The sequence below is a fragment of the Thalassococcus lentus genome, assembly GCF_028023555.1.
In the GTDB taxonomy this organism is placed as follows: Bacteria; Pseudomonadota; Alphaproteobacteria; order Rhodobacterales; family Rhodobacteraceae; genus Thalassococcus_A; species Thalassococcus_A lentus.
Genome location: NZ_JAQIOY010000007.1, coordinates 131,423 through 154,314, shown reverse-complemented (window position 1 = coordinate 154,314; position 22,892 = coordinate 131,423). Strand labels below are relative to the sequence as shown.

Here is a 22,892-nt window from a genome sequence, read left to right as displayed (position 1 = left end):
TAAAATGGCAGATTTGTACAAAACTCCGGCAGTGCGGGGCTGCCGGGTCTTAGCTGTCGTAGTCGATGGCGTGGCGAAGTTGTTTTTCGTACTCAAGCGCCTTGCCGGTACCAAGCGCCACGCAGTTCAGCGACTCGTCGGCGATGGACACGGCCAGACCGGTTTGTTCGCGCAGGGCCAGATCCAAATCGCCCAGCAGAGCGCCACCGCCGGTCAGCATTACGCCGCGGTCAACAATGTCTGCGGCCAGATCCGGCGGCGTGGATTCCAACGCGGTCATCACCGCCTCGCAGATGGCCTGCACCGGCTCTGACAAAGCTTCGGCCACCTGGGCCTGACTGATCTCGGTTTCCTTGGGCACACCATTCAGCAAGTCGCGACCGCGGATTTGCATCGACGAGCCGCGGCCGTCGTCGGGCATCCGGGCTGTGCCAATCGAGGTCTTGATCCGTTCGGCCGTGCTTTCACCAACCAACAGGTTTTGCTGGCGGCGCAGATAGTTGATGATGGCTTCGTCCATCCGGTCGCCACCGACACGAACCGAGCGGGCGTAAACGATATCACCCAGCGATAGAACGGCCACTTCGGTTGTACCGCCGCCGATATCGACGACCATGTTGCCGGTTGGATCGGTGATCGGCATTCCCGCACCGATCGCGGCGGCGATGGGTTCGGAAATCAGCCCGGCCTTGCGCGCTCCGGCAGACAGAACAGATTGACGGATGGCGCGCTTTTCAACCGGCGTAGCACCATGCGGCACGCAGACGATGACCTTTGGTTTGGAAAAGGTGGACCGCTTGTGCACCTTGCGAATGAATTCCTTGATCATCGCTTCGGCGGTGTCGAAATCGGCGATAACGCCTTCGCGCATGGGGCGGATCGCCTCAATGCTGCCGGGTGTCCGGCCAAGCATCAGCTTGGCGTCTTCGCCGACAGCCAGAACTTTCTTTTGGCCGTCTTTAACGTGATAGGCGACCACTGAGGGTTCAGAAAGGATAACCCCGCGACCTTTCACATAGACCAGCGTGTTCGCTGTCCCAAGGTCGATGGCCATGTCCGAAGAGAACATGCCCAGCAGTTTATCCAATCCCAACATATGTGCCCTGCCTCATAACTCGATGGGTCCGCGACTCCCCGATGTCCGAACCGACGCCCTTATAGGCCCGCGCCGTTTGAGGGGGAAGACCTCAGAGCAAGCAAATCAGCGTGAAACCGCCGCAAATCGCAACGCAATCCCCAAAGATTTGGGTGGATTGTTAACGGATTTTCGCCAAATCGCCGAATGGAGGCCCAGTTTCTGCCCGGTTTGCCTGTTTGGTTGTGCGCAAGACACGCAAAAGGAGAGTTGCGGTGAAAAACGTCATTATGAGTGTTCTGGGCTTTATCGTGCTGAGTTTTTTGGCGCTGGGAGCAACCGACTATATCACCCAATCGACAATGGCGGGCAAATCCCCGGGTCAATTCACGGTTGGCGATTGGGCCGAAAGCTTTGCCCAGCGTGGACGGGAAGCGGCGATGCGTGCAGAGCGTGAATTGCGCCGTGACAAACCCATGCGGGACTATCTGCCGCCCGCGCCCGCCGGGTGGACAGAAGTAGAATGGACGCCGGAGTATCAGGCCGTGATGAAAGGTCAGCCCACGCCGGTTCCTGCTGAGTTTCAGGAAATGCAACAAGAGATAGAAAAGCACCCGGTCTTCCTGCTCGACAAAGCCGTGGGCATGGCCAAGGGCAAAGTTCGGAACGCCAAGAAAGCCAAGGCACGGCGCGTTTTCGTTCGTGGTGACAAGGTCTTGATTGTTCATGCGCAGTTCAAAGATACGCGCACGAATTCAGGCATTTTTGGCATGCTCACCATGGACAGCCACGAGGGTCGCACACGTGGCCAGATCGAAATGGTCCATCGCGGGGTTTCGTTCCGAAACATCACATCTCGCAAGGCACCAGAAGGTGTGATCCGCCTGAAAGGTGAAATCGCAGATGAAATCGAGATTTACATCGATGCGGCCGCCACCAAATCTGACATCGCGCAAGTGGTGGCACGCCTGAATGTCGAAGACCTGCGCGCCTTGACCGACAGCCCAAATGTGTCCCCGTCCAAATCCCACACAGAGGCCGTTGCGGAAATGCGCCGTCAAAAGCATCTTGAACGCCAGAAAGAACTGGAAATGCAGGCGCGCGCGGACAGAAAGCTTACCCGTATGATGACATGGGCCAAGCAAAAGGGCCAAAACGAAGTCTGCACCACGATCAACGGTAAGCGTTACTGCCGCTGGGTGGAATGAACGCAGCAAGAGCGTGAAGGTTTATCCCTCAAGCGCTGGATCAACTCGCGCCAAAACGCCTTCGTTCGATCGTGACCGCTCCGGTTGCGTCTGACCGCACAATGAACAGATCGCCATACTCCAGCGGGGCAGGGTCTGTCAGGCGCAGATCCTCCCAGATCTGGGCGATGTTGCCTTTGTTGCCCACCCAAATCACCGTTTTGCCCGCGCCTTCTGTGACCAAGGGTGCGGTTGGTGCTTCTTGTGGGCGGCGGGTGATTGGTAGGCTCCGGGCCTTGGACAGGGGCATGGCAGTGTCGAGGTTTCGTTTGATCCCCGGCGAATAGATCGCGTCCAGTTTCATGCCGTCCAATGCCTTGACGAGCGCGCGTGCCCTTGCGCGGCCAGCGGCTGTCAAATCTTCGTCTTTTCGGTCTGCATGGCGGACCACGATCAGGGTAGAGTTGGGGGCCATGGAAAAACTGTCTGGCCCTGCAGCGCAACCGGCCAATCCGGCTGCTGCAATTGATGAAAAAAGAAAAATACGCCGACGCATAACACACTCCTCTTTTGCAAATACCCAATCAGCGTAATTGCAAAAGACGCGTTGCGCCAAGCGTTGTAGAAAAGCGGGAAACCAAGCTTTTGGTTTCCCGCAATTTTTTGGGTTTAGCCCAGTGCGTCGTTACAGCGTCCGCAGGTGCCCGCGTGGCTGTGCGTGCCGACATCTGGCAGAATCTTCCAGCAGCGCTGGCATTTTTCACCGTCGGCCTGCTCAAAGATCACGCCGATTTCCTGCGTTTCCGGCATGCGGAATGCGTCCTCTGGAGCCGGATCAGCGGTCAACGTGATGTCCGATGTGATGCAGATGTCTTCGAACGGCACCGATTGCAGCGCGGCCAACAATTCGGCGTTGTCGATATGGACGACGGGGGCAGCCTCAAGTGATGCACCGATCACCTTGTTTGTTCGCTGGACTTCCAGCGCTGCGGTTACCGCCCGACGGGCCCGGCGCACATCGCGCCATTTGGCGGCCAGTGTTTCATCCAGCCACGCCTGCGGCGTTTCGGGGATGTCCACCAGATGCACCGAACTGTTGTCGCCCGGGAACCGTTCCAGCCAGACTTCTTCCATCGTGAAGACCAGGACCGGTGCCAACCATGTTGTAAGGCGATGGAACAGCAGGTCCATGACCGTGCGCGCCGCGCGGCGACGGTCGGTATTCCCGTCGCAGTAGAGCGCGTCTTTGCGGATGTCGAAGTAGAAGGCCGACAGTTCCAATGTGCAGAAGTTGAACACCTGCTGGTAGACACCCTGGAAGTCATAGGCCGCATAGCCAGTGCGCACGACTTTATCGAGCTCGGCGAGGCGGTGCAGAATATAGCGTTCCAGCTCCGGCATGTCCGCCGGCTCCACACGATCCTCTTCGGTAAAGTGCGACAGGGCGCCGAGCATATAGCGCATGGTGTTGCGCAAACGACGATATCCGTCGGCCACACCTTTCAGGATCTCAGGGCCGATGCGCAGGTCAGCGGTATAATCGGACTGCGCTACCCAGAGCCGCAGAATATCTGCGCCATATTGCTTGATCACCTCTTCTGGTGCCACGGTATTGCCGAGCGATTTGGACATCTTGTTGCCCTTCTCGTCCAGCGTAAAGCCGTGGGTCAGAACGCCGCGATAAGGCGCGCGCCCCTTGGTGCCGCAGGCCTGCAACATCGAGCTGTGGAACCAGCCGCGGTGCTGATCGGTGCCTTCCAGATACAGATCCGCGATACCATCCTCTGAGCCGTCTTCGCGGTCGCGCAGAACAAAGGCATGGGTCGAGCCGCTGTCGAACCACACGTCGAGGATGTCAAAGACCTGCTCATAGTCGTCCGGGTTCACCACGTTGCCAAGGAAACGTTCCTTTGCGCCTTCCTTGTACCATGCGTCTGCACCCTCGGCCTCAAAGGCTTCGGCGACGCGGGCGTTTACTTCGTCATTGCGCAGCAGGAAATCATCATCCGTTGGCAATGCGCCTTTCTTGGTAAAGCAGGTCAGCGGAACGCCCCAAGCGCGCTGGCGTGACAGAACCCAGTCGGGGCGTGCTTCGATCATCGAATACAGACGATTGCGTCCGGTCTGCGGGGTCCATTCAACCAGTTTGTCGATGGATGTCAGCGCGCGTTCGCGGATCGTTTGGCCGTATTCGTCCTGACCGTCGCCCACGGGGCGGTCGATGGCTGCGAACCACTGCGGTGTGTTGCGGTAGATTACCGGAGCTTTGGAACGCCAGCTGTGTGGATAGCTGTGCTTGATTTTCCCGCGGGCCAGAAGGCCGCCGACTTCGGTCAGTTTGGCGATGACGGCCGCGTTTGCGTCGCCTTCCCAGTCACCCTTTTTGGGCTTGGAGCGCAGAATGTGTTTGCCACCAAAGAACGGCAGATCTTCTCGGAAGCTGCCATCATCCATCACGTTGTAGGTGATGACCTGTTCCAGCATGCCCAGATCGCGATAGAGCTCAAATTCCTCCATCCCGTGCGATGGCGCGCAGTGCACAAAGCCGGTGCCTTCTTCGTCGGTGACGAAATCGGCAGCGCGAAAATCGCGGATATCGTCCCATTCTCCGTTTGCGCCATCGGCACCCGCCAAAGGATGCTGCAGCGTGATTTTCGACAGATCGTCCTGCGTGACATCGCAAAGGCGGCGATACATGCCTTCTTCCAAGCGCGCACGGCCGAGAACATCTGCTGCCAGCTTGTCTGCGATGATATAGCGATCGCCAATGTTGGCCCAGCACTCTTCTGGGCGGCCGGTGATTTCATACAGGCCGTAGGAAAAATCTGCGCCATACACGACAGCCTTGTTGGACGGGATTGTCCAAGGCGTGGTGGTCCAGATCACAACCTGCGCACTATCCAGTGTCGCGTCGCCAGTTCCGACGACCTTGAATTTCACCCAGATCGTGAAGCTGTCCTTGTCGTGATATTCCACCTCGGCTTCGGCCAGTGCGGTTTCTTCAACAGGTGACCACATCACAGGCTTGGAGCCCTGATAGAGTGTGCCGTTCATCAGGAATTTCATGAACTCTTCGGCGATCACGCGCTCGGCGTGGAAATTCATGGTCAGATAAGGATCAGGCCAATTGCCAGTCACGCCCAGTCGCTTGAATTCCTCACGCTGAACGTCGATCCAGCCTTCGGCAAACTTGCGGCACTCCTGACGGAAATCGATAACCGGGACAGAGTCCTTGTCCAGGCCCTTGGTGCGGTACTGCTCTTCGATTTTCCATTCGATCGGCAGACCGTGACAATCCCAACCGGGAATGTAGCGGGCGTCATGGCCCATCATCTGCTGTGAGCGCACCACCATGTCCTTGAGCACCTTGTTCAGCGCGTGGCCGATGTGCAGGTGTCCGTTGGCGTAGGGCGGGCCGTCATGCAGCACAAAAGGTTTGCGGCCTTCCTTGGCGCGCAGGGTGTCGTAGATCCCAATGTTTTCCCAGCGTTCCAACCAGCCGGGCTCGCGCTTGGGTAGGCCGGCGCGCATCGGGAAGTCCGTCTTGGGCAGGCTGAGCGTCTCTTTGTAATCGGGGGTCGTAGTCGTGTCGGGCGTATCGGCGCACATAAGCTGTGTCCTTGAAAGTCAGCGGATTTCGGTCTGTTGGGAAGGTGCGGCGCGGTGGTCCATACGCCTTGTCCCGGCGGCTCGTGTGATCAGAGCGCCGGGCATGTAATTCGAATGATGATCGCCTGTGCATACATCATGGGCCGCTTATAGGCGCGGGGCGCGGCGGCGTCCAGAGCCGGGATGCATTCTGCCTGCGTCAGCACGTCTCTTGCGCGAAATGTTTGCGCTGCCATCTTTGTTCAAGAGAGGACGAGTGACATGGTGAGTTCGCTGGACATCGCGATTGCCGGAGCTGGCATAGGTGGTTTGGCCGTTGGCGCGGCCTTGGCTAAGGCCGGTCATTCGGTTCAGATCTTCGATCAGTTTGATGCCCCGGCCCCCGTGGGTTCGGGGTTGGTGATCCAACCTGTGGGCCAGCGGGTGCTGGAACGGATCGGCGCGCTGGACGGGGCCATGGCGCAGGGCAACCGGGTTCACAGGATGCTGGGCCACGAGACGCAATCGGGCCGGCCGGTTCTGGATGTCAGCTATGACGCGCCGGGCGACCCGCGGTTTGGACTGGCCATCCACCGGGCGGCGCTGTTCAACACATTGTTTGCGACTGCCGAGCGCGCGGGTGTTCAGATTGTGACGAGCAGCACCGTCACAGCGGTTGAACCGGGGCATCTGATCTGTGGTGATCAGCGCTACGGGCCATTTGACATGATTGTCGATTCCACCGGGGCCGGGTCCCCGCTGTCCGCGATGAAGGCGCGGCGGCTGTCTTACGGGGCGCTTTGGGGAACCGTTGATTGGCCGGACGAAGTCGATTTGCCCCGCAATGAACTGCGCCAGATGTACCGCCGTGCTGATCGTATGCTGGGAGTTCTGCCGATTGGCACTGTGCCGGGGCAATCCGGCCCAAAGGCTGCGATATTCTGGTCATTGCCGCAGCACAGTTATCAGATGTGGCTGGACAACGGTTTGGAGCAGTGGCGCGATGAGGCCGCGCAACTCTGGCCGGGTTTCGCGCCATTTGTGAACCAAATCACCGACCCCGCTCAGATGACCATGGCCCGTTACAGCCATGGCACTTTGCGCAGGCCCTATGACGAGAATACCGTCTTTATTGGTGACGCCGCGCACCGGGCCAGCCCGCAATTGGGGCAGGGCGCAAACATGGCGCTTCTGGATGCTTTGGCGCTTGCGCGGTCACTTGAGGTTGCCGGCGGAGACGTTCAGATCGCGCGGCGCTGGTATGCACAGGCGAGACGCTGGCATGTGCGCGGTTATCAGGCCATGAGCTGGATGTTCACCCCGCAATACCAGTCCGATAGCCGTGTTTTGCCGTGGTTGCGGGACCGGTTGCTGTTTCCGCTATCCACGGTGCGGCCGGTTCCGGCGATACTGACCCGGTTGGTTTGCGGCGATTTGCTGCCGCCTTTGGGTTCTCTGGAATAGCTTTGACACCGTCTCTGGCGGCGAGTCCTGCGCGCCGCTTGCGGCCTGCGGTTTCGTCGGCGACTTTGTCAGACCGGCGCTTTGCAAGGCGCAGAACGATTGCCGGGATACCGATGGCGATCCAGAAAATCTGGATCAGCGCGGAAGCAAGGTTAAAGTCCTGTGTCAGGGAAATCAGCACTAGAGAAGCCGCAACGATATTTCCAGCAAAATACAGAATGCTTTCACTGTTCAGAATGCGCAGGGACAGGCAGGTGTACATGGCAACATAGCTGAAAAAGCCGAGTACACCCAGCAAACGCAAGACATCCGCGCCAAGCGCGTTTGAAATAGTCTCATGCATAATTAGCTCCGGAAAAATTGGAGTTTGGGATCAGTTCTGAAAAAACAGGTCTAAAAATCGATACGAAGACATTTGCCGGTCACGAATGGACCAAACGGTCTGAGATTCCCTACGCCGCGACGTGTGAAATGGCTGTTAACCAGTCGTAATTTTCCGTGAAACGCGCGGCCCCTTCGTGGCTGTGTGATCAGTCTTTATCGGACGAAAACAACCCACTGAGCGCACGCCGAACCATGCTGCGTACGGCTGGCTTTTCTGCTGCGTGAAAGGGCAACGGACGACATACTTCCATGGCGGCCACGCCGACGCGAGCAGTCAGTGCGCCGTTGACCAACCCTTCGCCGAACCGGCGCGAGAGCTTTCCAAGCAGCCCGCCACCCAGAATGGGCTCCAGCATGTCATCGCCGACCGCGACTGCCCCTGTCGCGACCAAATGGGACATCACGGCCTTGGTCAGACGCCAACTTCCCAACGTTCCGGAACGGCCACCATAAATTTCCGCGATCCGACGGATCATGCGCAGGTTCGCGGTCAGGGCTGCCACGACATCGGCAAGCGCCAAGGGAACAAGCGCAGTTACAGTCGCAACCTGACGGGCTGCGGCCTCCACTTCTGTGGCGGCTGCTTCGTCCAGTGGGGACAGCAACTCTCGCTCGGCCAGATCCAGTAGACCCGCTGCATCGAATACCTCGGCTTCGCGGTCAACGAGCCGTTCCATGCCCCAGCGGGTTTCTTCGCGCCGCTGAAACAGCTTCTTGAGGTCGGTCGTAACCCGCCGGGCTGCGCCAAGATCTTCGTTGGCGCGCGCACTGGCCGCTGCGTGATGCAAGGTGTCGATCCGCGACAGTCGCGAAAAGGCCGCAAGCTCCTTGATCGCGATCAGCAGAAGAACCAGCACGAACGCGGCAATGAGCGCCGTAACGGCCCAACCGAGCAAAGGATTGGCGGTGATCAGACCGGTCGCAAAGTTCCACGCCGCGATCGATACAACGGTGCCAATCAAGGCCAGCAACAGCCGCCAGAACCAGCGTGCCAATGCCGAAGGTTTGCGGGCGGCCAAAGCAACGGCGCTGGCCATCGCTTGCCCGCTTGGGGCCGCAGGCTGGCCAATATCGGGCACCGGGGGCGCTTCGGAAGGAGAGTGTGGTGTTTCGTCGTCCAGCTCGATCAGAACGGGGCCTTTGGGATCGGTCATGCTGTGCGCTCCGTTTGTTTGGCCGCTTCGGCGGAGGTTGCAGACCAGACATATCGGCGGTCTGGCAGGCCTTCGTCGTTGCCCTTGCCGTCTGTTTGTTCGGCCAGTTCAAAGCCTTCGCGTTCGTAGAAACGTTGTGCGCCGCGGTTGGCTTCGAAAGTCCAGAGCTCCAAAGCCGGGCTGGCCAATTTGGCATCGTTCAGCAGCATCGCACCGACCCCGGTCGATCGCGCGGTCGGATGCACATAAAGCGCGTGAACCACGCCGCCGTTTCGCGCAAGAAATCCGCAGACCTTTCGATTGCGGGTCGCGACAGTGACCCAGCCGCGCTGGATCAGCATATCGGCATGGGCCAGATCCTCGGCGCGGGTATGAATGCGCGGCATCCATTCGGTGGTGTCGATGAAACCCGACAGGATCGCGCCGACTGCGCCTGCGTCCATAGGACCGGCAGGGCGGATTTCGAACCCGGTCACAGCTTGTCACCGATCAGGAATTGCGCGGCACGATCCAACCGGATGTGCGGCGGACCTTCGCCGGGCTTCAGCGTCAGGCGGGCCGGGGCAAACCGCATCACCCGGTAGTCGGCGTCCAGCCAGGTTTCGGCCCCGTCGCGCGCGGGCCCCAATAGATGCGCGGGATCTTCGGGAAGATCACCGGGATAGAACGCAGCCTGTTTGCCTGCTGTTCCATCGTCCGACAGAAGCGATCCGCGCACACATTCAAGTTCGCGTCCGCCATGGGTGATGGTCTGCTCGGTGGTGGCGCGCAGTGACGCGAGAGACAGAGCCTGTGTATCGGCCCCGGCAAAGCGGGCTTTGTCGCGTGCCTCGCGAACCAGCGCATCCATGATCGCAGTCAGCTGGGGGTGCTGACTGTGATGCAGATGGTCGGCCTTTGTGGCCGCAAAGAGAATTTTTTCGACCCGTTTGCCCATCAAAAGATTGGTCAGAAAGGCATTTGTGCCGGGCCGGAAGGTGCGCAGGATGTCCGTCATGGTGCGGCGTAGATCCTCGACTGCCTGCGGGCCCGCATTGATCGCGCCAAGCGCATCAACCAAAACCACCTGCCGGTCTATGCGGGCAAAGTGATCCCGGAAGAAGGGTTTGACCACCTGTGCCTTGTATGCGTCAAAGCGTCTTTCCATTTCGCGCCAAAGCGATCTGCGCGGCGCGCCTGTGCGCGATGGCAAGGGGGCGAAGGTCAGCACCGGCGACCCGGCCAATTCGCCCGGCAACAGGAAACGACCCGGCGAGCAGTCGGAAAAACCCGCCTCACGCGCGGCCTGCAACGTGGCGGTATAGGCGTCTGCCAGTGCTTTTGCGCGGCTTTCATCCAGCGGCTTGGCGCTGTCTTCGGTGTTGGATAACTGCAGGAAATCTTCTGTGTCCGGACGCCCGGGCAAACGGGCCAGCATATCCGCCGACCACTGCGTATAGGTCTTGTCCATCAGCCCGAGGTCAAGCAGCCATTCTCCGGGGTAATCCACGATATCCAGGTGCAATGTGCGTGGGCCCTGAAAGCCGGAAAGCAGGCCGCTGGGCGCAATCTTCAGCGACAGGCGCAGCTCCGACACTGCGCGCGTGCTGTCGGGCCAGCGTGGGTTCTGTGCGGTCAGCGCGCCCAGGTGGCTTTCATAGTCAAACCGCGGGATCGTGTCATCGGGCTGCGGCTGCAGGTAGGCGGACAAGATCCGGCCCTCGGCTTGAGCCACCAGTTGAGGCATGCGGCCGCGATCCATGAGGTTCGCGATCAGTGACGTGATAAAGACGGTCTTGCCCGCGCGGCTGAGTCCGGTGACCCCCAAACGCAGGGTTGGCTCAAAGAAGGTTTCCGACAATGTGCCGGTCACGTTTTCGACACCGCGTGTCAGCGTGTCCGCGATCGTTCCAATAACCAAAGCAATCGTCCCCTTGTTTGCAAATGCAAGATAAGCACGGGCGCGGGGAAGGGCCAGAGGGGAGAGACCGCGCTCTTTTCCCGTTGGAGGTTACGGTCGGCGGCGCTGTTCCGGCTGCGCCGGAAGGCGCCCCGCCCACCGTCCCATTGCGCGGCCCCATCGCGCAGGGAACTCTTGCTGTAAAGCGCTGGCACCGCTATGGGCAAACCATGCCCAGATATGCGCTTTTGGTTGAATATGACGGCCGCCCGTTTGCGGGATGGCAAAGACAGGCGGACCAGCCTTCGGTGCAGGGTGCCATCGAGGCAGCGCTGGCCAAGCTGGAGCCACGCGATCACACGATTGCAGCCGCAGGACGGACAGACGCCGGGGTGCATGCCCGCGGACAGGTTGCCCATTGTGACATGCAAAAGGACTGGGACCCATTCCGTTTGTCCGAGGCGCTGAACTATCATCTTAAGCCTGCACCTGTCGCGATCCTTCGTGCCGAGCCTGTGTCCGACGACTGGCACGCCCGGTTTTCAGCGACTGAACGGCGGTATCTGTTTCGTCTGCTGACACGCCGCGCCCCGGCAACGCTGGAGACCGGACAGGTCTGGCGCGTGAACCACGCGCTGGATGTTGAGGCCATGCGCGAAGGCGCGGCGCATCTGTTAGGGCAACATGATTTCACGACGTTCCGGTCTGTGATGTGTCAGGCCTTGTCGCCGGTCAAAACGATGGATGACATTCAGATCGAGACCCATGATGGGTTGGCCGGGCGGGAAATCCGCTTTGCCCTGCGCGCGCGGTCATTCCTTCATAATCAGGTGCGTTCCATCGTGGGCACGTTGGAGCGGGTGGGCGCGGGAAGCTGGTCGCCAGATCGGGTGCGCGAAGCATTGGACGCGAGGGATCGCGCGGCCTGCGGGCCGGTTTGCCCGCCGCATGGGCTATACCTGATGGGGGTTGAATACCCGGAAAACCCGTTTGCGGATAACTGAGGCCGTGCCGTCAGAACCGGGCGCTCAATCGTTGTCGATATCGCCCGCGCCGGCCCCGGCACTGCGGGATGCTTCGGTGGCCGGCACATAGGTTTTGGCCGCCAGGGCGCCCATGGTTTCCATCAAGTCCGGGCTTGCTGATATCCGCGCCGGAAGCGCCGGGCGCGCCGGAACCGCAGGATCTGCGGATAGTTCGAGGCGCGCCTGATGGCTGTCGGTCTCGGGGCGCACGGCGCAGGCCGTCAACCGCATCGGCAACCAGCGCGCATAGGACAAAACAAGATGTTCGTCGCCTGGATGCAGACTGAGCGAGACATCTTTGCCCGCGAGCGCGACAGCGCGCAGTACATCATCCATCAGCAGCGGAAGGCGCAGAATTGCGCTGTCGGAGGGGTCTTGCAAGGCGTCGAGCAAGGCCGCTTCGTCCCGGCCTGCGCCCAGATGCAACGCGGCCACGCGCCCGAAGTGTTCGGCCTGGGCCGCAGGAAAACCAGCGCCGCGCGCCGCCTTTTGAGCAAGGGCCGCGATTTCCGTCGCTGAATGGGTCATGACGCCAAGCCTTCGAGGACGGGTAGCCACCAATCATCAGCACGGCTGGTTTGCAATTCGTGTGGTAGCGGCGCGCCTTGGGCCAAGGCAATCCGGGTCCAGCGGTCCGACTTGGGGTCAAACTTGGTGGCGCCGAAAAATGACAGTTTGCAGCGCAGCATATCGATCGGAAGGCAACCCGCTCCGATCAGGTTGTCTCGGATCTCTGAATAGGGATGCAGAGCGGTGCACAGCACACGGTTCAAGGCCATTTCGTGCTGGGGATGGTTCTGGCGAAATGCTCTGAGATCAGGGTCGGCACCGTCAAGGTCAGACCAAAGGGCCTGAACGCGGCGGGCGATATCCAGCGGACTTTCCAGCTCAGCACCGGGTTCGGCATGGCGATCCCCGAGCCGCGGCTCCAGCTTTTCTTCGGACACATACCAGAACAGCCGCGTGTTTTCCTGCCCGTCGAAATCAATCTCCAAGGCCCAGTCAAAGCCACTTTCGATCGCGTCTTTCAATTCATGCGTCGATTGGAATGGTACAGCGCGCAGGCCTAATGGGTCGCTCATGCATTCGGACAGGCCGTCGACGAGTTCACCGAATGGTTCGATCACCAGCGATGCCACCAACTCTTGCGTATCGACGCTCATTGCTGCGGTCTTGTCCATCAACGCAGCAATAGGCTTGGGTCCCGACAAAACCTGTCCGTTGATCATCTCGCTCACTGCGGACCACTCGTGCCGGATCGTTTCGATCCGCGCCTGATGTTCATCGGCGGGTACGTTCCACTGTTCGAGATGGCGCGCCGCGCGGGACGATAGCTTTTGCAGTGTGGCAGTTTGCTGGTTTGTCAAACGCTCGACGGCGCAGGCCCGGGCGATCGCCGTTTCCCGGGCGATCATCCAGTTGTGCAGTAGAACCGGGTGAGACACCAGAAAGGGCGCCATCCCCAACCCTGTTGAATTGCCGATGCCAAGATGGCGTTTGACTGCGTCGTCCAGTGGCGCACCGCCCAGAAACTCTGCCAGATCGTGGGTGAAGTTCCGGATCATCCAGACGGTCAACATTTCGGCGGCAAAAGGCCCGCCCAGTCCGGGCCGATCCTCAATCAGACCACGGTCAGCAATGCCGAATTTGCCATTTCCATAGACGGCGGTTGTTCGCATCAGATATCCGACGCTGTTCACAAGCGTCAGGTCGGGCTGATTGCCTGCGCGCAGTTGTTCGACAACATGGTTGAACAGGCGGACGGATTTGTTTGCGCGGCTGAGCACCAGCTCTTTTTCGGTAAAGCGGCCGGCTTCTTGGCGGGGCGCGTTGGCTATGATCCGGCTGATGTCATCAGCATCTGGCGTGCCGTCAAACAAGACATAGGCGGTGTCCCACGCTGTGGCGATCACTCGGTCGGTGCGCAAATGGTCCGGCAAGTCGGTCGATATCGCCACAAGGCTATAGGTGTGGCCGCCCAGATCGATCGAATAGACAGCATGGCCAAAGCCGCCTTGGTCGATTTCCCAAACAGGACGCGTCAGTGTCGCGCCTTCCTGACTCAGCCGCCGCATCAGGACACGCAGAAACGAAAGCCGCGTCGGGAACATCGATCCCATACGGGAAAGACGCATCACCTGGGAGGGCGGACGCAGCGGCGCCTGTTCTGGTATATCGGGCAGGTCCTTCATGACGGTGACAGTGCCACCGGTTCCACAAATTGGAAAGCCTGTTTGCGTCGCAATGCCGGGCGAAAACGCAGCATTGGCATTTGGCGTTTGACGGCCATGCCGCCGAAATGGGTTCAGTGCTTTTGCAGCAGGTCTCTTGCTGCGTTGCAAATCGCGGTGTCCGTTATCCCGAAATGGTCAAAAAGCACCTCTGCTTTGGCCGATGCGCCAAAACCCGGCATGCCGACAAAGGCATCCTCAGGCCTCAGGTAGCGATCCCAGCCAAATCGCAGCGCGGCTTCTATGCCGATCCGGGGAACCTGGCCCAGAACTGCGTTGCGGTAGTCTGCGGATTGATCCTCGAACAGCTCCCAACAGGGCAGGGAAACAACTGCGGCGTTGATGCCCTCAGCCTTCAGCGTTTCGCTGGCCTGCAGGGCCAGCGCGACCTCGGTGCCAGTTGCGATCAGCGTAATATCCCTTTGCTCATCAGGCTCTCTGAGAAGATAACCACCCAGCCGGGATAGGTTCTCGGACCGGGCAGGACAAACTGGCGGCGCATCTTGTCGGGACAACGCGAGCATCGTTGGGCCCTTTAGATGCTCGAGCGCAATTTGCCAGGCTTCTGCGGTTTCCGTGACATCCGCCGGCCGAAAAACCCGCATGTTGGGCATGGCGCGATAGGCCGCCAGCGTCTCAACCGGTTGATGGGTCGGGCCGTTGCTGCCAACACCAATGCTGTCGTGGCTAAAGACGAACAAGGCAGGCAGCTTCATCAGGGCAGCCATCCGCATGGCGGCGCGTTCATAGTCGGCAAATGCAAGATAAGTCACGTTGATCGGGCGAAGCCCGCCATGCGCTGCGATACCGCAGGCCATCGCGCCCATAAGATGCTCTCGCACGCCGCAGTGCACATAGCTGCCCGCCCGGTTTTGCACGCCAAAGCCCGCGCGGGATCGTTTGTGGCCGGTGGGCGCTTCTAGATCTGCACACAGGACCAACAGCTCAGGCAGCACCTGGTCGAGCGCGTCGCAAACTGCACCGGAAGCATTGATCGTCCCCTTGGGACCGGGGGCATTAGCGAAATGATGCGGCAGGTCGGCCAGCACGTTCGACCAGTCAGACGGCAGACCGAATGAATGCCAACGGTCAAATTCGGCGCGTCCGGGATCGCTCGCCAGTCGGGCTTTCCAAAGCGCATGTTCCGTGCGGCCTCGGGTCATGACGGTGTCATAGTCGTCGTAGACGCTGCGCGGGATGTCAAACGCAGGGTGGTTCCATCCCAGATCGCGGCGCATGTCCGCGACATCCGCATCGGTCAAAGGTGCGCTGTGCCCACCGCGCTGGCCTTGTAGCCGGGCGATGCCCTTTGCGATAACGGTCCGGCAGGCAATCAAGGATGGTCTGGGGTCTTGCCGCGCCTGATCCATGGCGGCGTCCAGGGCGGCAATGTCATGGCCGTCGACCTCGATCACCTGCCAGTTTGCTGCGCGAAAACGGGCGGGAATGTCTTCGGAAATGGCCAGTAAGGTATCACCATCATCGGTTATGCGGTTGTCGTCCCAAAGAAACGCCAGCTTGCCCAGTCGCAGATGTCCGGCGAGCGATATGGCTTCTTGCCCCATACCTTCTTGCAGACAGCCATCTCCGACAAATGCCCAAGTGCGATGATCCACGCATTCACTGCCGAATTCGGCTGCCAAACGGGCCTCGGCCACAGCCATTCCGACTGCGCATGCGATGCCCTGTCCCAAAAGCCCGGTGGTGATTTCAATTCCTGCGTGCTGCTCGATTTCCGGATGCCCTGCACAGAGTGAGCCGAGTTTCCGGAATGCTTTGATCTGATCCAGCGAGATTTCGTCGTAGCCCGCCAGATGTAGCAACGCATAAAGCAGCATGGAGCCGTGCCCGTTGGACAGCACGAGCCGATCCCGGTCAGGCCACAGGGGGTTTTGAGGGTCTGCCTTCAGGTGCCGTGCGAACAGCGTGGCGGCGATCTCGGCCATGCCAAGCGGCACGCCCTGATGACCTTCGCCAGCCTCGCGGATCGCGTCGACTGCCAAAAAACGGATCGCATGCGCCATGGATTGAATATCCGGGTCGCTCCGCTCTATCGAAGGTGTCGCAGGGCCAGACATCAAAAGAGTTTGCGAATTCTATTGCAGGCCTCGACGATGTTTTCAGCCGAGTTGGCATAGGAAAAACGCAGGTATCCTTCGCCCATGGCGCCAAAGGATGTTCCTGCGACGGTGGCAACGCCTGCCTCGTCCAGAAAGCGGTCTTGCGCTTCTTTTGCGGTCAGGCCCGTGCCTTCGATATTGGGAAAGGCGTAGAATGCCCCGGCTGCATCGGCGCATCGAAAACCGGGAACCGTATTGAGTTCCCGAACGATGATTTTCCGGCGCTCGTCAAACTGGGCCACCATATCCGTGACTGCATCCTTGGGTCCGGTCAGCGCGGCCAGTCCGGCAAATTGCGCAGCTGCGTTGACGCAGGAATGATCGTTGATGCAAAGCCGTGTGACATGCTCTACGCAGCTGTCAGGCCAGACCGCATAACCCATCCGCCAGCCCGTCATGGCATAGGTTTTTGACCAACCGTCCAGCATGATCAGCCGGTCGCGGATTTCGGGGTACTGCAAAAGACTGACGTGTTCCCGTCCGTCGTACAGCATTTGGCTGTAGATTTCGTCGGACAGGATGGCCACCTGCGGGTGATCGGCCAAGCCGGCCACCAGTTTGTCGATTTCGGCGCGCGGTGTGACACCGCCCGTCGGATTGGCGGGTGAATTTATGATCATCAACCGTGTCTTGGGCGTGATCTGGCTCAGCACTTCGTCGGCAGAAAAGGCAAACCCGTTTTCCTCACGCAGACGGATCGGCACGGGCGTGGCACCGGAATAGCGGATGACAGATTCGTAGATGGGAAAGCCGGGGTTCGGGTACATGATCTCGGCGCCCGGTTCTCCGAACATCAGAACGGCAAAAAACATCGTCGGTTTGCCACCGGGTACGACAACAACGTTGTCGGGGTTTACTTCGGTGCCGTGCCGGGCGTGCAGATCAGCGGCAACCGCCTCGCGCAGTGCGGGCAGGCCGTTTGCCGGCGTATAGCCGTGATGGCCATCGCGCAGTGCCTTGATCCCGGCTTCGACGATGTGATCGGGCGTCCGGAAATCGGGCTGTCCGATGCCCAGATTGATAATGTCGCGCCCTTCTGCGGCCAGAGCCTGGGCGCGGGCCAGTACGACAAAGGCGGATTCGGTGCCCAGTCGTGACAGGCTTTTTGCAAAATGTAGATCGCTCATCTGATTTGCGGCTCCCGGCGTTGTTGACAGCCACAACCTGCCAGAGCATCCTCGAAAATGGTATACCAAAAAATGCGCCAGGCGCGGGGGATTCAAAATCATGAGCAAGACATTGGCCATCGGCCCATTCAACGATGCAGAACGTGCTGCGCTTTCGGACGAATTTTCGCCTGTCTTTCTCGCCAAGCCTGATGAACTGGCAGGACTGACCGACGATCAGCGCGCGGCGGCTACTGCGGTTGCCTACAAGGGGCACCATGCCTTTGGGGCTGCGCAGATGGATCTTTTGCCGAACGTTGGGATCGTGGCCAATTTTGGTGTCGGGTATGACGCCATTGACGTGCATGCAGCCGCAGCCCGATCGATCAAGGTGACCAATACACCGGATGTCTTGAATGACGATGTGGCAGATCTGGCGGTTGCAATGCTGCTGATGCAGTGCCGGGAAATGGAGCAGGCCAGCGCCTGGGCGCGGTCCGGCAACTGGAAATCCAAGGGAGAATACAGGCTTAACCGCAAAGCCAGCGGCGGCACTGTCGGTATCGTCGGATTGGGCCGTATCGGGCGCGAAATCGCAGATCGGCTCGCGGCATTCAAAATGGATATTCACTATTTCGCCCGAAGCGAAAAAACCACGCCGGGCTGGCAGTATCATGGCGATCCTGTTTCGCTGGCGCGCGCGGTCGATTTTCTGGTCATCGCTCTGGTGGGTGGCAAGGACACCGAAAATTTTGTCTCTGCCGAGGTGATCGAAGCATTGGGCCCGCGCGGCGTCGTTGTGAATATCTCACGCGGGAGCACCGTTGACGAAGCTGCGTTGCTGGATGCCTTGGAAAACGGAAAGATTGCTGGCGCAGGTCTGGATGTGTTCCTGAATGAGCCCGCGATTGATGACCGTTTTTACAAACTCGATAACGTTGTCATCCAGCCGCATCAGGGATCGGGCACGGTCGAAACCCGCGCCGCGATGGCCAAACTGCAACGCGACAACATCGCGGCACATCATGCCGGAAAGGCTTTGCTGACGCCGGTTAACTGAGCCGGCGCCAAAGGTCAGGCACCGGGTTTGTCGTCTTCGATGTAGTAGCGAATGTTGTCCTCAAAGCTGTCGTCGGCTTCGAGCCCAAGCTTGATAGCCTTTTCCGGCCGCAGATCAAAACGCCAGCCATTGACGATCTTTTGAATGTCGGGCTGCGCCTCCCAACGGATCAGGCGCGCCGGTTCCGGACCGGCAACCGCCGTCATGGCGTCCACCAGTTCACGAATTGACCACATCCGACCTGGCATCATCATGCAGCGGTTCATGCCAAGATCCTGTTCGGGAATTTCGGCTCCCTTGATCAGGTTCTCGACGCACTTTCGTGGGCTGAGATAGTAGTGGAGGAAGTCATCATCTACCGGACAAATGGCTTCCTCGCCATTCAGCGGTTCGCGTAAAATCGAGGACATGAAGCTTGAGGCCGCGCGGTTGGGTTTGCCGGGGCGTACGGAAATCGTGGGCAGTCGAAAACCGCGCCCGTCAACAAAGCCCTTGCGCGAATAGTCATTGATCAAAAGCTCACCCACAGCCTTTTGCGCGCCATAGGAGGTTTGCGGGTTCAGCAAGGTGTGATCCACGATCGGATCCGGAACTTCACCGCCAAACACCGCAATGGATGAGGTGAAGACTACAACCGGTTTTGTTTCGAGCGCACGGGCGCGTTCCAGCACATTCATCGTGCCCATCATGTTGATCTGCCACCCGGCGTCGAAGTCTTCTTCGGCGTGGGCCGACACAATCGCGGCAAGCAAATAGATCACGTCGACATCGGCGGTAACGATCTGCGCTACAGATGCCGCGTTTGCGATGTCGCAGGTCACGGTCTCAACATCAAAGGGGGCATCAACCGGGGCCGGATCAACCACATCCGCCAGCACAAGGCCGGAAATATTGTCCCCGCGCAGTGTTCCGCGCCTGGCCAGTTGCTGGGCAAGCTTTTGTCCGACGACGCCGCCGCCGCCAATGATGAGTACCTTCATGTTTGTTCCTCCCGCTTGCGGTTTATTATTTTTGAAAAATTTCAGGGATCAAGGCGCCGGGCGCTTGAATGACCTGCGCCGCAAGGGCGCTGGCGCGCGCTGTCGCCTCAGCCAACGGGGCGTTTTGAACAAGGGCCGCAAGCAATCCGGCTGCAAAGCTGTCTCCGGCGGCGGTCGTGTCCACCATTTCGGAGGCGCGCTTTACTTCGACCGTTTCCGTTTGGCCATCTGCTTCGGCAATGGTCACTGGATCACCGCCGTTTTTCACGACTATCCGTTTGGGCCCGAGCCTTTGGTAGCGAGTGATCGTATCGCGCGGGTCCTTGTCGCCGAACAGTTCCGCGTCTTCATCGAAACTTGGCAATACCAGCGAGGCCGCTTTGGCACCCATGGTGATGCCCGACTTCATTTCGGCTTGGTCTTTCCACAGCTTGGGGCGCAGATTGGTGTCAAAGGATACCAACGCCCCGGCGTCGCGCGCGCGGCTGACCGCTTGGCAAAGTATTTCGCGGTGTTCGGGAGACAGGATGGCCAGTGTTATGCCTGAAAAATGGATTGCACCGGCGGACATGACCTGCGTTTCAAGCCAGTTTTGATCTTCGGCCAAAAGACGCGCGGCAGACTGCCCGCGCCAGTAGGAAAAGCTGCGTTCGCCTGCTTTTGTAGAGATCATGTAGAGGCCGACAGTGCGATCGGCTACGGTCCGAAGCGCGGAGGTCTCTACGCCTTCGCCAGACATGAAGGCACGCATCTCCTGTGATGCTGCATCGTCGCCGATAGCGCTCAGATAGCCGACGTTCCAGTCTTTGGGCAAAAGCTGCCGGGCATACCAAGCCGTATTGAAGGTATCTCCGGCAAATCCGCGCTTGTAGGTCCCGGCGCCGATCTGGGCCATTTCGATCATGCACTCACCGATACAAAGTAACCGACCCATTACAACAATCCCCGTTTAGCTAGATTTCGCATCAGCGCAGCTGTTCCAAAGGTCCATTCCGCACAGTCGGTGGACAGGCGAACAGTGTTGCGCAGACTGCCGAGCGCCGCTTCGGAAATTTCGACCACGTCCCCGGTGTGGTGCGTAAATCCAAGACCGGGTCCGTCGCGATCTTTGGTCGGTGCAAACATCGTTCCGCAAAACAGAACGAACCCATCCGGGTATTGGTGATGGCGTCCAATCGTCTGGGCGGCCAGATCTTCGGGATCGCGGCTGATTTGTGTCATCGAGCTATGGCCCTGAAGCTCGAACCCGTCTTCACCTGTGACCGACATGCTCAGTTCCGCGCGGCGCAGATCGTCTATCCCATAGCCATCGTCAAAGAAGCGGATCAGAGGGCCGAGCGCGCAGGATGCGTTGTTGTCTTTGGCCTTGCCCAGCAAAAGCGCAGAGCGGCCTTCTATGTCGCGCAGGTTTACGTCATTGCCGAGGGTCGCGCCTTTGATTGTCCCATCCGAGCCAACAACCAGCACGATCTCGGGTTCCGGGTTGTTCCATTCGGATACCGGGTGCAACCCGACATCGGCACCCCACCCGACAGCAGACATGGGTTGGGATTTGGTGAACACTTCGGCGTAGGGGCCAATCCCGACTTCCAGATATTGTGACCAGAGTCCTTCGGACTGCAGCAGTTCCTTGACCTTTTCCGCCTCCTTGGAGCCGGGCGTCAAACCGGAAAGGCTGTCTCCGATGATTGTGCCGACACGGGCACGGATCGCTTCGGCGCGGGCCGGGTCGCCTGCGGCCTGCTCTTCGATCACGCGCTCGACCATGGAGCCTGCAAAGGTGACGCCGCAGGCCTTGATCGCCTGCAAATCGCAAGGCGCCAGCCAGCGCAGATCATCCTGAGCTTTGGCGTTCAGACTGGCGTTGGACAGATCCTGAAGGGTTACGATTGTCTCGCCTTCGGCTTGCCTGACGATCTGCGCAGGATTGGGCGCTTCGCATAAATCCCGCATGGTGGGATGCACGCTGCTGGTGATGTCCACCACATCGTTCCCGCGCAGGGTCACTAGCGAAGGACCAACACCCGGACGCCAGACCCGTCCGGCGAGAGCCGCGTCCATCAAAGAATTCGAAATCGGCAACATCCGGGGCTCCTCAGGATTGGGTGGCGGTCAAAGTTGCCAGCGCGACAACGGACAACATTGCCAAGGCCATAGCCATGTTGATGCGACGCTGGGCTGTGTCGCTCAGATTCAGTTCGTGCAGAACAGTGCCCGCGTAAAGCCATGCAAGATGCACCGGAATCCAGATCGCATTCATGATCAGCGCCTTTGACAGAATTTCAAAAGGCAGATTGTCAGGGGCAAAGCTGAACCCGGTAATCAGCGATGTGTTGACCACGTAGGCCTTGGGGTTGATCGCCTGCAGGGCCAATCCGCCCAGAATGCCGGGCGGTGCCTTGGCCGCAATAAACCCGACACGCGCGCCGGCAAAGGCGATGCGAGCGGCAAGATAGAGCAGGTAGGCAATGGACGCGGCCATCAGAACCCAGCGCAGCCACGGGATCGACAGGATCACGGCGGCGAATCCGGTTATCACCGCCAGCATGACCATATTGGTACCCAGAAACAGACCGAACACATATTGGAGCGAGGGCCTGAAACCATAGGCGGCCCCAAATCCGGCCGTCGTCAACACACCCGGTCCGGGCGTTATGAAAAGCAGCAAGACGGCCAGAGTAAAGGTCAGCATCGATCGCGACGTCCTGTGTGCGCGATGCTTTTGTTCGCTCGCATGATTGGTTTTGTCTCCCAACATCTGGCAGCTTGATTCGAGCCGCAAATGGTATACCATTTTTGAACAACGTGCCGCGTGGGTGCAATGCGAAACACGCGATTGCCTGAATTGAGCGCGGCCACAACGGGGAACATCATGCCAAATTTCGATCTAACCGGGCGAACGGCCCTTATCACGGGCTCGTCCAAGGGGATCGGCAACGCCCTTGCGCGCGGTCTTGCCGAATCCGGTGCACGCATCGTGATGAATGCACGTGACGCCGAAACGCTCAAAGCGGCCGCTGCCGATCTGCGTTCGAGCGGAGCGGGCGTCGACACTTTGGTATTTGATGTCACGGATCCTGACGCGGTTCGCAGCGCCGTTGATGCCTACGAGGCTGAGCGCCCGATCGACATCTTGATCAACAATGCCGGCATGCAGCATCGCGGACCATTGGAAGATTTCGAAACCGATGCTTTTGACCGACTGATGCGGACGAATGTGAATTCGGTGTTCTATGTTGCACAAGCCGTGGCCAAACACATGATCCAGCGCGGGCGCGGAAAGATCGTCAACATAGCCTCTGTTCAGACAGCTCTGGCGCGCCCCGGCATTGCGCCCTACACGGCTTCCAAAGGAGCAGTCAGCAACCTGACAAAGGGCATGGCCACCGATTGGGCGCGTCTGGGGCTGAACTGCAATGCCATCGCGCCGGGCTATTTCGACACCCCGCTGAATGCGGCCTTGGTTGCGGATTCGGCGTTCAGCGAATGGCTTGAAAAGCGTACCCCGCAGGGACGCTGGGGCAATGTCGAGGAATTGCAGGGCGCCGCGGTATTTCTGGCCTCGGATGCTGCGAGTTTCGTGAACGGTCATACACTGTTCGTGGACGGCGGGATCACGGCAAGCCTGTAGGAGAGGAA

At 59.5% G+C, this 22,892-nt stretch carries 20 protein-coding genes and 1 pseudogene; 5 read left to right on the top strand and 16 right to left on the bottom strand.

Annotated features, from left to right (window positions below; genetic code table 11):
• Positions 1-49: 49 nt before the first annotated feature.
• Entirely contained in the window at positions 50-1,096 is a 1,047-nt protein-coding gene (locus tag PFY00_RS15770; RefSeq protein WP_271433546.1) for a rod shape-determining protein, read from the bottom strand.
• A gap of 254 nt (positions 1,097-1,350) precedes the next feature.
• Between PFY00_RS15770 and PFY00_RS15765 the strand changes: the two genes are divergently transcribed.
• Positions 1,351-2,283: a hypothetical protein gene (locus tag PFY00_RS15765; protein ID WP_271433545.1), complete on the top strand. Its 933-nt coding sequence runs from the start codon at positions 1,351-1,353 to the stop codon at positions 2,281-2,283.
• Positions 2,284-2,323: 40 nt separating this feature from the next.
• Here the strand turns inward: PFY00_RS15765 and PFY00_RS15760 are convergent, their stop codons facing one another.
• From PFY00_RS15760 to PFY00_RS15750, 3 genes are all read right to left on the bottom strand, one after another.
• Positions 2,324-2,818, bottom strand: a complete 495-nt coding sequence (locus PFY00_RS15760) for a histidine phosphatase family protein (protein WP_271433544.1) — start codon at positions 2,816-2,818, stop codon at positions 2,324-2,326.
• A 113-nt stretch (positions 2,819-2,931) separates the two neighbouring features.
• A complete protein-coding gene (ileS, locus tag PFY00_RS15755; RefSeq protein ID WP_271433543.1) occupies positions 2,932-5,871 on the bottom strand; it encodes an isoleucine--tRNA ligase in 2,940 nt (979 codons plus the stop codon).
• A gap of 89 nt (positions 5,872-5,960) precedes the next feature.
• Complete coding sequence (locus PFY00_RS15750; protein ID WP_271433542.1) at positions 5,961-6,107, bottom strand: hypothetical protein; 147 nt, start codon at positions 6,105-6,107, stop codon at positions 5,961-5,963.
• 25 nt (positions 6,108-6,132) lie between these two features.
• Between PFY00_RS15750 and PFY00_RS15745 the strand changes: the two genes are divergently transcribed.
• Complete coding sequence (locus tag PFY00_RS15745; RefSeq protein WP_271433541.1) at positions 6,133-7,314, top strand: FAD-dependent oxidoreductase; 1,182 nt, start codon at positions 6,133-6,135, stop codon at positions 7,312-7,314.
• A gap of 109 nt (positions 7,315-7,423) precedes the next feature.
• Here PFY00_RS15745 and PFY00_RS18995 read toward each other — a convergent pair.
• From PFY00_RS18995 to PFY00_RS15730, 4 genes and pseudogenes are all read right to left on the bottom strand, one after another.
• A pseudogene (locus PFY00_RS18995) lies at positions 7,424-7,657 on the bottom strand (CBU_0592 family membrane protein); the annotation flags it as partial.
• Positions 7,658-7,844: 187 nt separating this feature from the next.
• Positions 7,845-8,852 (bottom strand): YcjF family protein, encoded by a 1,008-nt coding sequence (locus tag PFY00_RS15740; protein ID WP_271433540.1) that lies wholly within the window; start codon positions 8,850-8,852, stop codon positions 7,845-7,847.
• A complete protein-coding gene (locus tag PFY00_RS15735; RefSeq protein WP_271433539.1) occupies positions 8,849-9,328 on the bottom strand; it encodes a GNAT family N-acetyltransferase in 480 nt (159 codons plus the stop codon). Before PFY00_RS15735 ends, PFY00_RS15740 begins: the two co-directional genes overlap by 4 nt.
• A complete protein-coding gene (locus PFY00_RS15730; RefSeq protein ID WP_271433538.1) occupies positions 9,325-10,752 on the bottom strand; it encodes a YcjX family GTP-binding protein in 1,428 nt (475 codons plus the stop codon). Before PFY00_RS15730 ends, PFY00_RS15735 begins: the two co-directional genes overlap by 4 nt.
• Positions 10,753-10,961: 209 nt before the next feature.
• On the opposite strand from PFY00_RS15730, the gene truA reads away from it, so the two are divergent.
• Positions 10,962-11,735, top strand: coding sequence for a tRNA pseudouridine(38-40) synthase TruA (truA, locus tag PFY00_RS15725; protein WP_271433568.1), 774 nt, complete (start codon positions 10,962-10,964; stop codon positions 11,733-11,735).
• 24 nt (positions 11,736-11,759) lie between these two features.
• Here the strand turns inward: truA and PFY00_RS15720 are convergent, their stop codons facing one another.
• The 4 genes from PFY00_RS15720 to PFY00_RS15705 form a co-directional block, all read right to left on the bottom strand.
• A complete protein-coding gene (locus PFY00_RS15720) occupies positions 11,760-12,284 on the bottom strand; it encodes a hypothetical protein (RefSeq protein WP_271433537.1) in 525 nt (174 codons plus the stop codon).
• Positions 12,281-13,948, bottom strand: a complete 1,668-nt coding sequence (locus PFY00_RS15715) for a hypothetical protein (protein WP_271433536.1) — start codon at positions 13,946-13,948, stop codon at positions 12,281-12,283. The genes PFY00_RS15720 and PFY00_RS15715 overlap by 4 nt, the downstream gene beginning before the upstream one ends.
• Positions 13,949-14,061: 113 nt before the next feature.
• A complete protein-coding gene (tkt, locus tag PFY00_RS15710) occupies positions 14,062-16,065 on the bottom strand; it encodes a transketolase (RefSeq protein ID WP_271433535.1) in 2,004 nt (667 codons plus the stop codon).
• Positions 16,065-17,234, bottom strand: a complete 1,170-nt coding sequence (locus PFY00_RS15705) for a pyridoxal phosphate-dependent aminotransferase (protein WP_271433534.1) — start codon at positions 17,232-17,234, stop codon at positions 16,065-16,067. The genes tkt and PFY00_RS15705 overlap by 1 nt, the downstream gene beginning before the upstream one ends.
• Before the next feature lie 100 nt (positions 17,235-17,334).
• Between PFY00_RS15705 and PFY00_RS15700 the strand changes: the two genes are divergently transcribed.
• Positions 17,335-18,273 carry a 2-hydroxyacid dehydrogenase gene (locus tag PFY00_RS15700; protein ID WP_271433533.1) on the top strand — a complete coding sequence of 313 codons (939 nt, stop codon included), beginning with the start codon at positions 17,335-17,337 and terminating at the stop codon, positions 18,271-18,273.
• Between the two features lie 14 nt (positions 18,274-18,287).
• On the opposite strand, the gene denD is transcribed toward PFY00_RS15700, so the two are convergent.
• The 4 genes from denD to PFY00_RS15680 are packed head-to-tail and all read right to left on the bottom strand — an operon-like array spanning position 18,288 to position 21,945.
• Complete coding sequence (gene denD / locus PFY00_RS15695) at positions 18,288-19,253, bottom strand: D-erythronate dehydrogenase (protein WP_271433532.1); 966 nt, start codon at positions 19,251-19,253, stop codon at positions 18,288-18,290.
• 25 nt (positions 19,254-19,278) lie between these two features.
• Positions 19,279-20,187: a sugar kinase gene (locus PFY00_RS15690; RefSeq protein ID WP_271433531.1), complete on the bottom strand. Its 909-nt coding sequence runs from the start codon at positions 20,185-20,187 to the stop codon at positions 19,279-19,281.
• Entirely contained in the window at positions 20,187-21,338 is a 1,152-nt protein-coding gene (locus PFY00_RS15685) for a fumarylacetoacetate hydrolase family protein (protein ID WP_271433530.1), read from the bottom strand. Before PFY00_RS15685 ends, PFY00_RS15690 begins: the two co-directional genes overlap by 1 nt.
• Positions 21,339-21,348: 10 nt before the next feature.
• Complete coding sequence (locus PFY00_RS15680; protein ID WP_271433529.1) at positions 21,349-21,945, bottom strand: LysE family translocator; 597 nt, start codon at positions 21,943-21,945, stop codon at positions 21,349-21,351.
• Positions 21,946-22,125: 180 nt separating this feature from the next.
• On the opposite strand from PFY00_RS15680, the gene PFY00_RS15675 reads away from it, so the two are divergent.
• A complete protein-coding gene (locus PFY00_RS15675) occupies positions 22,126-22,884 on the top strand; it encodes an SDR family oxidoreductase (protein ID WP_271433528.1) in 759 nt (252 codons plus the stop codon).
• The last annotated feature ends 8 nt before the right edge of the window (positions 22,885-22,892 follow it).